This window comes from Gaoshiqia sp. US2 (genome assembly GCF_059705485.1).
Genome location: NZ_AP048550.1, coordinates 2269721 through 2283876, shown reverse-complemented (window position 1 = coordinate 2283876; position 14156 = coordinate 2269721). Strand labels below are relative to the sequence as shown.

Genomic DNA, 14156 nt, shown 5'->3' with positions numbered 1-14156 from the left:
TAAGTATCTGTCGGTGTCATCTCATTACAAATGCTTTTTAAGGCTTTCGCTGAATGCATTGGCTTCGTTGCTTGGCGCCGGACGGTACCTGTGTTTTAATTCGTCGGGCCCGTTTGCAACCAGGTACGAAAAGCCGGTGAAGTCGAGTAAATCCAGATCGTTGTAATCGTTGCCAATACCAAAAGTTGCTTCCCGAAGAATATTCAGATAATCGCACAAATACCGGATGGCATTCCCTTTTGAAACGCCCGCATGAAAAATTTCCATCCAAACATAACCCGTCAGTAAAGGCGAACTTGCCCGCAATACTTTTATGTCGTCAAAGCGCTGTTCCAAAATATCTTTAAGCTCATAAAACCGTTCGGCTTCTTTAAAAATAACCAGGAACTGGCAGGCATCCGAATCGATCAAACCACTGGAGGGAAGCGCTTCCGACACCGAATTATGATAGGTAAAATAACGCTCAAACTCGTGACAAATCTCTGCTCCCCGGTGATACCAGCACCTGAAGTTATCGGGTACCTCGCGGAACAAATGAAAGTTCAAATTACTCGAGATAAGCAAGCTCAGTATCATATTGACCGTATCTTTCGGAATATTTTGCTGATAGAGCAAACGGTTGTTCCGGCAATCGAAAATACCTGCCCCCGACGAAAAAGCGACAAAATCAAAGGGAATATGATCGGGAACAACCTCCCTTACTTTCAGGTAATTGCGCCCTGTAGCCACTACCCGCGTAATTTTCCGTTCGCCCAGCAGATGTAACATATCCAGGTCTTCCGGGCTGATTGATTTATCATTCCGCAACAGGGTCCCATCCAAATCCGTGGCCACTAATCCGATATTTTTATCCATACCCATCCAGCAAGTTGATTCTGATACCCTAAAAATTTTGATAAATCTACAAAAGTATTTTGATCTGTAAAAAAGGACCACGATACGTTTTATACCGAAACTCCGGGCCGGTTTATCGAAAAAAAATGAACCGGACTCAAACAAATGATAGTTTTAGCCTGTAATTTATATCTTTGTAAGCTTTGTCGAAATACGGGAAGACAGGAACAGCCTGATTCGCCCGACAAGCCGTTTTATGGAACAGAAATCAAGCCCAAAGATTGATAATATTTAGACTTAAGATATGAAGATTGCCTTGATTGGATACGGGAAAATGGGTAAAATCATTGAACAGATTGCCCTCGACCGCGGTCATGAAATTGTATTGAAAATTGACATTACAAACCAACACGAACTGACCATTGATAATTTAAAGAAAGCCGATGTAGCCATCGAATTTACGATCCCTGACTCGGCAATCAACAATTATAAACTTTGCTTTAAGGCTGGCATCCCCGTTGTAAGCGGAACAACCGGCTGGCTGGAAAGGAAAAGTGAGGTTATTTCGGATATGAACCAGCGGGAAGGAACTTTCTTTTACGCGTCGAACTTTAGCCTGGGGGTAAATCTGTTTTTTGCCCTGAATGAAAAGCTGGCTGCATTAATGGCAACCCGCCCGGAATATGACGTTCGGATGGAAGAAGTACACCACACCCAGAAACTGGATGCCCCGAGCGGAACAGCCATTACGCTGGCCGAAGGTTTATTTGAAAATCATCCGGGAAAAAAATCGTGGACGCTTGATGAGCCCCAAACCGCCGATCAAATGCACATCCGTGCGATCAGGGAAGGGCAGGTTCCGGGCATTCACCGCATTAAATACGAATCAGATGTCGACCACATCCTGATTGAACACAGCGCCAAAAGCCGGCAGGGCTTTGCCTTGGGCGCCGTGCTGGCAGCCGAATTCAGCATCGGCAAAAAAGGCCTTTTAAGCATGAACGATCTGTTAAACTTATCTTAAAATATATCCTTATGAGAAATATATTAACCAACAAATGGTTCAAGTTCATCCTTGTCGGACTGATCTACAGTTTGTGGGTTTTGTGGCTCGAAAACTACTGGTGGTTTATCGGCCTGGCAATCCTGTTCGACATGTATGTTACCAAAAAAGTTCACTGGGCATTCTGGAAAAAGAAAAACCCGCCTGACGGAAAACAAACCAAGGTGGTTGAATGGGTCGACGCCATCATTTTCGCCGTGATTGCCGCTACCTTCATCCGGATGTTTTTCATCGAAGCTTACACCATCCCCACCTCATCGATGGAAAAATCCATGCTGGTCGGCGATTTTTTGTTTGTCAGCAAAACATCGTACGGACCCAAACTGCCCAACACGCCACTCTCCTTCCCCTTTGTCCACCACACCATGCCGCTGACCCAAAAAACAAAATCCTATTCCGAATGGATTCAACGTCCGTATAAACGAATCGCAGGTTTTGGTGAGGTAAAAAACAACGATGTCGTGGTATTCAATTTTCCCGAAGGCGACACGGTGGCAACCAATATGCCCACGCAAAGTTATTACAACCTGGTGCGCAACTATGGGCGCGAACGGGTTTGGTCCGACACGCGCACCTTCGGCGAAATTATCAGCCGCCCGGTTGATAAACGCGAAAATTACATCAAACGCTGCATTGGCTTGCCTGGCGATGTGATCGAACTCAAAGACGGGCAGGTTTATGTCAACGGGAAAGAGCAGGAACATTTTTCCGGCGTCCAGTACGACTACATTGTTACCACCAACGGGACAGGAATCAATAAACGAACGCTCGAAAAAATCGGCATCTCACGCGCCGACCAGCAGGTATTTAACAGCTCGCAGTTTTTGTTCCCGATGTCGGCCGAACAAGTGGCCGAAATTGAGAAACTGAGCAATGTAACCTCGGTAAAAAAGGTCAACATGGCTGCCGGCAACTGGGATAAAAACATTTTCCCGTTCCACGAAAATTACCCCTGGAATGTAGATAACTTCGGTCCGCTCGAAATCCCGAAAAAAGGAAAAACGATTAGCCTGACCACCGACAATCTTCCTCTTTACGAGCGCATTATCGACCTATACGAAGGGCACGACCTGTCGGTGAAAAACAATACCGTTTATATTGACGGCGCTGCAGCCACTACGTATACCTTCGGGATGGATTATTTCTGGATGATGGGCGATAACCGCCACAACTCGGCCGATTCGCGCTATTGGGGATTTGTTCCAGAAGATCATGTCGTTGGGAAAGCCGTATTTATCTGGCTGTCGTTAGACAAAGAAAAGAGCTTGCCTGGAAAAATCCGTTTTAACCGCCTGTTTAAACTTGTTCATTAAAAAAGATATTTTAGGGGTTCATTCCGTAAAAGGGCAATTATCCGATTGGTTGATTGCCCTTTTTTTCATACTTTTCAGAAAAAAGAAATATCATGGCTGCCGGAGTTATTTTTGTCCTGATTTTGATTTTGCTGCTGGTTATTTTCACCTTGCAAAATTCGACCTTAATCACTGTAAAGCTGCTTTTTTGGCAAATCAGCGATATTCCGCTGATCCTTGCGCTGATAGTCAGCCTGATTCTTGGTTTTGTGATTGCCTTCGTGCTTTATTATCCCGGGATATTAAAACTGAAGTCACAGGTTCGTGCGCAACAGGAAGAAATTGATGAACTGACAGAAGAACCGTCTGAAAAAGATAATCATCCGGAAGGGATTGAAATCACCGGCGGATCTGAAAAAGGTTTTTTTAGCTGATGATACCGATGCGACCGGAAATTCTTTTAAGTACGGCTTATCTGCCGCCCGTTCAATACCTCACAAAGTTTTTAAGCTGCCGGACGGTTTGGATGGAAAGCCAGGAGCATTTCATAAAACAAACTTACCGGAACCGGACCATTATTCTGGCAGCCAATGGACCTGAACCGCTGATTATTCCGGTGGAAAAAGGACGCAGTCCCAGACAAAAGATCATAGATCTCCGTATTTCATACGACACCAACTGGCCGCACATTCACTGGCAAGCCATTGTTTCGGCCTACAATACCTCTCCTTTTTTTGAAATCCTTGAGGCCGATTTTCGGCCTTTCTACGAAAAACGCTTTGATTTTCTACTCGATTTCAATAACCAATTGCTGCAGGTCGTGTTTGATATCCTGGAAATTACCCCGGAAATCCGTCTTACCGAACAGTTTGAAGAAGTTCCGGAAGGATGTCTGAATTTCAGGGAAGCCATTCAGCCAAAACAGCAAAAAAACCAGGCGGATATTTCATTTTCGCCGGCGCCCTACTCGCAGGTTTTTGACGACAAATTCGGTTTTATGCCCAACCTGAGCATTATCGATTTGCTGTTTAACTGCGGATCGGCCAGTTATGAAATTTTATTAAAAAGCATCGCTCCTCACAGCGACGGGACAGCTTTTCGCTCATAGCCTCCCCTGCGAATATTTTTCCAAATGCGATTTCCCTGGTTACGGGATTAGCTCTGCCTTAAACTCCGAAATAATCAACGCATGGTCAAAGGCCAGTTCCGGAAGTTGATCAAGCGGAAACCAGGCCGCACGAATGGCATCGTCGGCGCCGATGGCCATCGCATCGCGGTCGGCAAAACCGTAAAATACAACAGAGATAATCCGTTCGCGGGGGTCCCTGTCAAGGGCATCGTAGGTTTTAAACTGAATGAGTTCCAGCAATTTTAAACCGGTTTCTTCTTCCAGCTCGCGTTTACAGCTGTCGGCCAGTAACTCTCCCGTTTCAACAAAACCTCCGGGCAAAGCCCATTTGCCGGCAAACGGTTCTTTCGCGCGCTGAATAAGCAATAACTCATTCGTTTCACGCTTCAGCACAATGGCGTCAACCGTTATGGCCGGCCGCGGATATCGGTAAGTATACATCTTCTGTTCCGGTGTTCAGATAAATGATCAACGAATAACAAATTGTCTTATGCCTTTTCGACATACAATTGGGCCGCTTCATCCCTTACCACGATAATCGTTTCGCCTTTATCGATCATGCCCAAATTAGAAACGGCATCATAAATCTTTCCCTCAATCAGCACTTTTCCGGAAGGACGCAAAACGGTATAGGCCGTTCCTGTTTTTCCGGTCAACCTTTTGATACCGGTATCTACCCCTACAAAACCCTTCTCTTTTTCCTGGGTTTCGTGTAAAGATAAGTTTTTGAACATGCCCCGGTCTGCTGAAAAGGCACGTTTACTAAGAAACAGGCTCAGTACAAAGCCGGTAAAAAGTCCGATCACAACGGTGGTGAGCGCCGTGGTAATTTTCTCCGGGTTTACGCCCTCGAAATTAAAATGCACATTATCCAGCAAGCTCAATACCAAGGCGGTAAAGCTAAACAAGATGCCCAGGATTCCGGCTACACCAAAGCCGGGTAAAACAAAAATCTCAATCCCGATGAGTATCAGACCAACAACAAACAAGAGAATTTCCCAGTGTTCGGCCAGACCTTCCAGATATAAGGGGGCAAAATAGGTAACAGCAGCAATAATGGCAACCACCAGCGGGAAACCAATTCCGGGAGTCTGCATCTCAAAATAAATCCCTCCTAAAATGGCCATGATCAAAATTCCGGAAACAATCGGATTAACCAAAAAGCCAATGATCTTCTCCAGCATGGTGGGTTTATACTCTACAATGCGGTAGTTTTCAACGCCAATCTTTTCCAGCACTTCGGGTACTGTTTCGGCTATTCCCTCACAAAAGCCGTGTTTCATCGCCTCGGTCGGGGTAAAGGTCAACACCTTGCCGGTATCAATAATTCCTTTGATGTACACGCTTTCGTCGACCATTGCTTCGGCAATCCGCGGATTGCGAAACCAGCGAAATGTGGTATCTTTCCCGCTGATGATCGTGTCGCCGCCATGCGATTCGGCGGTGGCCCGCATAATCGAACGCATGTACGACTGGTACTTATCGGGCATTTGCGCGCCTGTTTGGTTAACCACGGTTGCCGCCCCGATGGATGCTCCTTTTCGCATGTAAATACTGTCGCAGGCAATGGATATCAGCGCCCCGGCGCTGGCGGCGTTATTGTCGATAAAAACATAAACAGGGATCGGATGATTGATAATCTTTGTGCGAATGGAATCAGCATCGAGGACCGTTCCGCCATAGGTATTCATGTGAATCAGAATCAGGTCGGCTTTTAAACTGTCGGCTTCGGCAAAGGCTTGCTTGGTTTGGCGCCAGATAGCGGGTGCAATGTTTTCTTTGATATTAAACTTGTAAACAAGTTTTTCCTGACCCGTTTTACCGGTATTTTCTCCGTCATCCTGTGCTTGTACCAGTAAGACTGAAAACAGTGAAAAAATAATCAAAAACAAAGCTGATCTCATAATAACCGATTTTGATGATATGTCTTTCAAAGTTAAAATTTTTATTGATCAGCTTTGTTTTACGCCTCTTTATATTTTACTGAAATTTGTAAATTTGACTTCTCAAACATGGAGGAACATCATAAAAATACAGGACAAATGAAACTTGTTTTTGCCACTAACAATCAACATAAATTAAAAGAAATCAGGCATATCCTGGGAGATGAGATTGAACTGCTGGGCCTGACAGATATCGGCTGCACGGAAGACATCCCGGAAACCAGTCCGACCCTGGAAAAAAATGCGTCGCAAAAGGCGTTTTACATCTACAACAAATACGGTTATAACTGTTTTGCCGATGACACCGGGCTGGAAATTGAAGCATTGAACGGCGATCCCGGCGTATACTCGGCCCGCTATGCCGGCGAAGACAAAAATGCTGAAGCCAATATGGAGAAAGTATTGCGCTTGTTGAACGGAACAAAAAACCGAAAAGCCCGCTTCCGTACCGTAATTTCGGTGGTCATAAACGGGAAAGAAACCCGCATGGACGGCGCTGTTGACGGAGAAATACTGGAAGAAAAAAAAGGAACCGAAGGCTTTGGCTACGACCCGATTTTTCAGCCGGATGGGTACCAGGTAAGTTTTGCAGAGATGGACCTGGCTGAGAAAAATAAAATCAGCCACCGGGCCCGGGCCGTGCAAAAATTAGTCGCTTTTCTGAATCGTTGATAATATAACAGAAAAACACAGAAACTAAGATACATACCTTTAAACGCCAATAAACAAAAACACCGTGCTCGAAAAAACAAGAGGCATATTCCTGCATTACATTCATTATTCCGATTCAAGCATTATCGCCCGGATTTACACCGAAAAATTCGGCCAGCAATCCTACATCGTCAACGGGCTGAGGTCGAAAAAGTCTGATCTGAAAATTAACCTGTTTCAGCCCTTGTTCCTCTTGGATCTGGAGGTTTACCACAAGACCGGACGAAACATCCAGCGGCTGAAAAACGCGCGTATTGCCGTACCGTTCGACCATCTTCCGTTCAATATCATCAAAAGCTCACAGGCAATTTTTATCGCCGAAATTCTGATGAAATGTCTGAAGGAAGAAGAAGCCAATCCTGAGCTGTTTAATTTTGTGTTTCATGCAGCCCGGCTGCTCGATTTGCAGGATGAAGGCATGCAAAATTTCCTGGTCGCTTTTCTGTTTCGCCTGACCCGCTATCTGGGTGTGGCCCCGCAAATGCCTCTCCGTTCTGATTTTCGCTTTTTTGATTTGGTTTCTGCATCATTCAAACAGGAAGAACCGGTTCACAATCATTTTTTAGGGGTTGAAACGACCCAAAAATTTGCCGAATTATCTCAATTCGAACTGAGTGAATTGGAAAAGCTTCCCTTGTTGAATCGTCACCGAACAGAACTTTTGTCGGGCTTACTGGAATATTACCGGATCCATATGGATTTGTCGGGAGAAATAAAATCTTTAGCTGTTTTAAAAGAAGTTTTAAAATAGTCGCCAAGTCTAATTTTTGCGTAAATTTGAAAATTCAAACACAACCCGGCGCTTTAAATTAATTTTGCCGCCTGATTTTTTAATATGGTTCAATCAAAACTTCCTAATACAACGCGCAGTATATTTTCTTCTGTCAGCAGTCTCATTGAAGAAACGGGCGCACTTGATCTGGCAATCGGAAAAACTGATTTTCCCTGTCCCGATGAATTACTTGACCTGGCTGTCAGTTACCTGAAATCCGGCTACAATAATTTCGCGCCGCTGGAAGGTCTTTACAAGTTGCGTAAAGAAATTTCTGCCCGCGTAGCCCGCAGCTACGGGTACGAGTATAATCCGCAAACTGAAGTCACCATAACAGCGGGCGCCATTCAGGCCATACATACGGCCATCAGCGCGGTGGTAAAAGAAGAAGATGAAGTCATCGTTTTTGAACCGGCTTTTGAATCGTATGTTCCTTCGATCATCCTGAACGGTGGAAAGCCGGTTTATGTTCAACTGAAATCGCCCGGCTTTAAGATTGATTGGGAAGAACTCCGTAAAATGATTACCAGCAAAACCCGGATGATCATCATCAATTCGCCCCATAATCCAACAGGAAGCGTGATGTCGGAAGAGGACATGCTGCAATTGCAGCGACTCACCAACGGAACAAACATCACCATTCTGAGCGACGAAGTTTTTGAATCGATCGTGTTTGACCACCAGGTGCATCACAGTATCTCCCGTTACCGGAAACTCATCGAACGCAGTTTCATCGTATCATCGTTGGGTCCGGTTTACAACATCAACGGATGGACCATTTCGTACTGCCTGGCCCCCGAAAAGCTGATGGCAGAATTCCGTAAAATGCAGCAGTTCCAGGTATATAACGTCAATACCCCGTTTCAGTATGCTTTAGCCGATTATTTGCCCCGTAATTATCCGTCGGAAGAGTTGGCAGAGTACTACCAGGGAAAACGAAATTATTTTATCCGCCTGCTCGAAAACAGCCTGTACAACATTCAGCCTGCGCAGGGCGGATACTTTCAACTGATTGACTATTCCAGGTTGTCGGACGAGCCCGATACTGTTTTTGCAGAACGGCTGGCCCGTGATTTTGGCATAGCCACCATGCCTGTTTCGGCCTTTTATCACGAAAAAACCAGGGGACGCTACCTCCGGCTGTGCTTTGCAAAAGACAATGCCCGCCTCGAACAGGCAACCAACATCTTATTGAAAATACCATCCATTATTATTGGTGATTTATAAGCGACTGCCGGGCAGGATTCCTGCTCCGTTTTTGCAAAAAAGATACAGGTGAGCTACCCCCGGGTAAGCCACCTGTATCTTTTTAAAGAGGACAATGCCTTACAGTTCGCGGATTTTAATGTTCCTGAACCAAACGGTATAACCGTGGTCCTGCAAGCCGATATATCCTTCTTTGGAAATCCCTTCGGTAAATCCCGGGAAGTTCTTAAACTTACTGTTTTCTACCAGCTCATCCCATTCCTTCGTCCACAAGGTATAAGAAACAACGTCGGTCCCGTTTTGCCGATGTACCACAGAACCGTCTTTCACGGTGATCACAATGGTATTCCATGAACCGGCAGGATGAACCGTTTTCGGATCGGCGGCAATCATGTCGTAAAGAGAACCGGCCAGGTGGCTGGCAACTTTGTTATCCGTTGCATCCGCATTATCAAGCACCTGAACTTCGGGCGCCGCGTAATAAATTGGTTTCCCGGGAACTTCGCGAACGTTGTAAAAGATTCCCGAGTTGGCCATCTTACCGGCCTTCCAGTCAATGGAGAGTTCAAAGTTCTTAAACTTTTTATCGCCAAAAAGGATGTCGCCGTTTGCACCTTGTCCCGGATTTTTGGCTTCGCCGGTGAAAACTTTCATGGCATTGTCTTCAATCAGCCAGTTGGCAGGCATTTCAGTCCCGTTGCACTGGCGCCAGCCGTCAAAATTTTTCCCGTTGAACAACAACACCCAACCGTCCTTTTTCTCCTTTTTGGATAATTTGTTTACCGGTTGCGAAAACGCCGTAAATGAACAGAATACACTTACCGCCAGAAAGATCAATAATTGATTTTGTTTCATGATGTTAATAAATTACCGGCATCCGTGCCGGGTCAACCGTAAACAGGCAGAAGGCAGAAGTTTAATCTTCACGTCAGGCTGAATCTCTTGTTCTGATTCAGACCGCCAGTCTATACTTGACGACACTCGAACGCCATTCGTTATTTTAGGTTAATTAGGGTCAAATGTAATATAATTGGCCTAAAAATCAGAACAGATCATGTCCAAAAGATTAACTGATCATGGTGAAAATTTAAATGCATAATTTTCAAAAGATTAAGTTATAGTTTTGGAAAGACGGCGTTTATTGTCAAGTCAACAGTGATCAGTCAACAATAAACAGATAAACTGGCAGAAGTTTAATTTTCACGGCAGGGTGAATCTCTTGTTCTGATTCAGACCGTCAGTTTAAACCTGACCCGACATTATAAATTACAACAGCGAACTGTTGACCGGCAAACTGGTGGTGAAAGAATAAACAAAGAAAAATCTCCTGTTTTACATTTCATCAAGCCAGTGATTTTTTATGATTGCGGATCCATTCCCGTGCATTAACAAATGCCTCGATCCAGGGCGTAAGTTCGTCCTGTTTCCGCGCAGCCGGGTAATACGGCCAGTGCCAGGGGCCGAAAGCCCTTTCCAGGTGAGGCATCATGGCCAGGTGACGGCCGTCCTTCGAACAAATAGCCGCCGCGTGATAGTCTGAACCGTTCGGATTTCCCGGATAAAATTGGTTGGCATACTTGTAGGGAATATGGTATTCGCTTTCGGCATAGGGGAAGCTAAATTTCCCTTCACCGTGAGCCACCCAAACGCCCAGCTTCATTCCGGCCATGGTTTTCAGCATCACCGAATTATTCTCTGCAATTTCAACACTTACAAAGGCCGACTCAAACTTGTGCGATTCGTTATGAAGCATTTTCGGCATTTTTTCATGCTCCGGATAAATCAACCCCAGTTCAACCACCAGCTGACAGCCGTTGCAGACGCCCAGGCTCAGCGTATCTTCGCGTTTGTAAAATTTTTCGAGCGCCACGCGGGCTTTCTCGTTATATTTAAACGCGCCGGCCCAACCTTTGGCCGAGCCCAGCACATCGGAATTGGAAAATCCGCCCACAAAAACAATCAGGTTCACATCTTCGAGCGTTTCCCGCCCTGCAATCAGGTCGGTCATGTGCACGTCTTTCACGTCGATACCGGCCAGGTAAAGCATGTACGCCATTTCACGGTCGCCGTTTACCCCTTTTTCACGAATGATGGCTGCTTTCACGTCACCCGGTTTACGGCGTTTGAGGTCGATCCCGTAATCAGCCGCTTTGCCGGTGAAGTTTTTAAAGTCGTAGCTCAGTTCATTTTTCTTGTAATTCCGGAAACGCTCCAGGGCCAGTTTTTCGCCACTCTGTTTGCGGTCCATCAAATACGAAGTTTTGAACCACAACTCGCGCAACGAGTCGATATCCAATTCGAATTGTTGGCTGAAGTTCTTCACTGTCAGTTCGCGTTTGGCCGACGGCGCACCTATTTTCACAAAACGAATGCCGGCTTCGGTCAAACCGGCTTCCACTTTCGCAGCGTCAGCCGCCTGGATAACAATCGCCGGGTTTTCGTTGAAGAACACTTTCACACTGTCTTCCTCTCCCAGACCGGTCAAATCCAGGTTCAGGCCGCTTTCGTTATCGCTGAAACACATTTCCAGCAAGGTGGTAATCAAACCGCCCGAAGCCACATCGTGCCCGGCCAGAATCAGTTCATCTTCAATGAACGACTGAATGGCATTGAACGCATTTACAAAATATGCAGGCTTAGCCACTGTCGGGGCATCCTGGCCAATCTTATTGATGATCTGCCCGAAAGCGCTTCCGCCCAAAGCAAACGAGTCAGAAGAAAAGTCGATATAATAAAGCGGTTTGCCCGCATCGGTGACAACCACCGGCTCCACAATTTTTCGCACGTCGCTTACCTCGCCCGAAGCCGAAATAATTACTGTTCCCGGCGCATAAACCACGTCGTCCTTATATTTCTGCGTCATCGACATGGAATCTTTTCCCGTCGGAATATTAATGCCAAGGGCGCAGGCAAAATCGCTGGCAGCTTTCACGGCTTCATAAATACGGGCATTCTCACCCTGGTTTTTTGCCGGCCACATCCAGTTGGCGCTCAACGAAATACTTCTTAATTTATCCGGCATAGGCGCCCAGATGATGTTGGTCAGCGCTTCGGCGATTGAAAGGACCGAACCTTTGGCCGGATCAACCATTCCGGCAACCGGCGCATGGCCAATGGAGGTGGCAAAACCGCTTTCTCCCTGGTAATCGAGCGTAATAGCCCCCAGGTTATTTAACGGAAGATGCAATTTTCCGGCTCCCTGTTGTTTGGCAATCCGCCCGGTTACCGAACGGTCGACTTTGTTGGTGAGCCAATCTTTACAGGCAACCGATTCCAGTTGCAGCACATCTTCGAGGTAGCTTTCAATCTTTGCCTGATCGTACGCCAGGCCGGCAAATTTTGCTTTTTCGGTCGTATCCGTCAGAACCGTTTTTGGCGGATTACCAAACATGTAAGCCAACTGCCAGTCGATGGGCGTTTCGCCGGTTTTCGAGTTTTTGAAGGTGAACTGCATATCGCCGGTAGCTTCGCCAATCACGTACATGGGAGCCCGTTCGCGGTCGGCAATCTTCTGCAGCAAGTCCACATCTTTTGCGTGCATCACCAGCCCCATACGTTCCTGCGACTCATTGCCAATCATTTCTTTTTGCGATAAGGTCGGGTCGCCAACAGGCAATTTGGCGGTATCAATTAATCCGCCGGTCGCTTCCACCAACTCCGACAGGCAGTTCAGGTGACCGCCGGCGCCGTGGTCGTGGATGGAAATAATCGGGTTTTCGTCCGACTCGGCCAGGGCACGAATCGCATTGTAGGCTCGCTTTTGCATTTCGGGGTTCGCGCGCTGCACCGCATTCAGTTCGATCGCGTTTTCAAATTGGCCGGTAGCTACCGACGAAACAGCGCCGCCACCCATGCCGATCCGGTAGTTATCGCCGCCAAGCAACACCACCTGATCCCCTTTTTTAGGCAAATCTTTCAGACTGTCTTTTTTACGACCAAAACCGATCCCTCCGGCCAGCATAATCACTTTATCAAAACCGTATTTTTTGTAGTTTTCGAAATGTTCGAAGGTGAGCACCGAGCCGCAAATCAGCGGTTGGCCAAATTTGTTGCCAAAATCGCTGGCCCCGTTCGATGCTTTGATCAGGATTTCTTCGGGTGTTTGATACAACCACGGACGCGGTTCGGTGGCCTGTTCCCAACTGCGGGCATCTTCGGTGCGCGGATACGAAGTCATGTACACCGCTGTTCCGGCAATTGGCAAACTCCCTTTTCCCCCGGCAATCCGGTCGCGTATTTCACCGCCGGTTCCGGTTGCCGCCCCGTTAAAAGGCTCAACCGTTGTCGGAAAGTTATGTGTTTCGGCTTTCAGAGAAAGCACGGTCTCAATATCTCTTACTTCAAAATAATCGGGTTTGTCCTGCGTTTTCGGCGCAAATTGTTCCACCACCGGCCCCTGCACAAACGAGCAGTTATCTTTATAGGCCGAAATAATTTTATTCGGGTTTTCTTTCGAAGTCTTTTTAATCAACTGGAAAAGAGACATCTCCTTCTCCACGCCGTCAATCACGAATGTTCCGTTAAAAATCTTGTGCCGGCAGTGTTCCGAATTCACCTGTGAAAAACCAAACACCTCGCTGTCTGTCAGTTTACGTCCCATCTTTTCAGCGACTTCGTTCAGGTAGCTGATTTCATCTTCGCTCAGCGCCAGGCCTTCCTTTTCGTTATATGCGGCAATATCATCAACCTCGATAATTGGTTCCGGTTGTTTTTTTATGGTAAAGATTTCCTGCCCTAATCCCTGGTACATCCGTTGCAACATGGGATCAAAACCAGCCGACTGATCGGGCGCTTCTACAAACTCCTCGATGCGTATAATCCCCGAAATACCCATATTCTGGGTAATTTCAACCGCATTGGTACTCCAGGGGGTAATCATTTCCCTTCGCGGCCCCACAAACCAGCCAGACAGTGATTCACCTTCAACATAAGTTGCTTCGCCAAACAGCCAAACCAGTTTTTCAATGTCGGCATCAGCAAATAAATTAGTTGATTGAACAGCAATGACGCTGCTTTGAGGAGTTTTAAAGAATGAAATCATGTTGAATTTGTTTTAAGATAAAACTGACATGTTATAAAACACGCCACAAAGATAAAAAAACCTCAAAAAGAATCATTTCACGGAGTACGAAAACACCTCGGATTGTAAATAATTCAGGTAACTTGTTCAATTTGAATAATAACAAATAATTAAGAAATGTTAAAA

12 protein-coding genes are annotated in these 14156 nt (G+C 46.2%); 7 read left to right on the top strand and 5 right to left on the bottom strand.

Features of this window, described 5'->3' with window-relative positions; translation table 11 throughout:
• Nucleotides 1–24: 24 nt before the first annotated feature.
• Nucleotides 25–855, bottom strand: a complete 831-nt coding sequence (locus AC6H3C_RS09005; protein WP_497520426.1) for an HAD family hydrolase — start codon at nt 853–855, stop codon at nt 25–27.
• A 283-nt stretch (nt 856–1138) separates the two neighbouring features.
• On the opposite strand from AC6H3C_RS09005, the gene dapB reads away from it, so the two are divergent.
• The 4 genes from dapB to AC6H3C_RS08985 all read left to right on the top strand — a co-directional run bounded on the left by dapB (nt 1139) and on the right by AC6H3C_RS08985 (nt 4297).
• Complete coding sequence (gene dapB / locus AC6H3C_RS09000; protein ID WP_497520425.1) at nt 1139–1858, top strand: 4-hydroxy-tetrahydrodipicolinate reductase; 720 nt, start codon at nt 1139–1141, stop codon at nt 1856–1858.
• Between the two features lie 11 nt (nt 1859–1869).
• Nucleotides 1870–3210: a signal peptidase I gene (gene lepB / locus AC6H3C_RS08995; protein WP_497520424.1), complete on the top strand. Its 1341-nt coding sequence runs from the start codon at nt 1870–1872 to the stop codon at nt 3208–3210.
• Nucleotides 3211–3302: 92 nt separating this feature from the next.
• Nucleotides 3303–3623, top strand: coding sequence for a LapA family protein (locus AC6H3C_RS08990; RefSeq protein ID WP_497520423.1), 321 nt, complete (start codon nt 3303–3305; stop codon nt 3621–3623).
• A complete protein-coding gene (locus tag AC6H3C_RS08985; protein WP_497520422.1) occupies nt 3623–4297 on the top strand; it encodes a WbqC family protein in 675 nt (224 codons plus the stop codon). Before AC6H3C_RS08990 ends, AC6H3C_RS08985 begins: the two co-directional genes overlap by 1 nt.
• A 39-nt stretch (nt 4298–4336) precedes the next feature.
• Here the strand turns inward: AC6H3C_RS08985 and AC6H3C_RS08980 are convergent, their stop codons facing one another.
• Both AC6H3C_RS08980 and AC6H3C_RS08975 read right to left on the bottom strand, forming a co-directional pair.
• Entirely contained in the window at nt 4337–4759 is a 423-nt protein-coding gene (locus tag AC6H3C_RS08980; RefSeq protein WP_497520421.1) for an NUDIX domain-containing protein, read from the bottom strand.
• A 47-nt stretch (nt 4760–4806) separates the two neighbouring features.
• Complete coding sequence (locus AC6H3C_RS08975) at nt 4807–6222, bottom strand: NfeD family protein (RefSeq protein ID WP_497520420.1); 1416 nt, start codon at nt 6220–6222, stop codon at nt 4807–4809.
• Nucleotides 6223–6360: 138 nt separating this feature from the next.
• Between AC6H3C_RS08975 and AC6H3C_RS08970 the strand changes: the two genes are divergently transcribed.
• From AC6H3C_RS08970 to AC6H3C_RS08960, 3 genes are all read left to right on the top strand, one after another.
• Nucleotides 6361–6933 (top strand): non-canonical purine NTP diphosphatase, encoded by a 573-nt coding sequence (locus tag AC6H3C_RS08970; protein WP_497520419.1) that lies wholly within the window; start codon nt 6361–6363, stop codon nt 6931–6933.
• Nucleotides 6934–6997: 64 nt separating this feature from the next.
• A complete protein-coding gene (recO, locus tag AC6H3C_RS08965; protein WP_497520418.1) occupies nt 6998–7723 on the top strand; it encodes a DNA repair protein RecO in 726 nt (241 codons plus the stop codon).
• Nucleotides 7724–7807: 84 nt separating this feature from the next.
• A complete protein-coding gene (locus tag AC6H3C_RS08960) occupies nt 7808–8971 on the top strand; it encodes a methionine aminotransferase (protein ID WP_497520417.1) in 1164 nt (387 codons plus the stop codon).
• Nucleotides 8972–9070: 99 nt separating this feature from the next.
• On the opposite strand, the gene AC6H3C_RS08955 is transcribed toward AC6H3C_RS08960, so the two are convergent.
• Nucleotides 9071–9805, bottom strand: a complete 735-nt coding sequence (locus tag AC6H3C_RS08955; protein WP_497520416.1) for a 3-keto-disaccharide hydrolase — start codon at nt 9803–9805, stop codon at nt 9071–9073.
• A 487-nt stretch (nt 9806–10292) separates the two neighbouring features.
• Entirely contained in the window at nt 10293–13991 is a 3699-nt protein-coding gene (gene purL, locus AC6H3C_RS08950; protein WP_497520415.1) for a phosphoribosylformylglycinamidine synthase, read from the bottom strand.
• Nucleotides 13992–14156 lie beyond the last annotated feature (165 nt).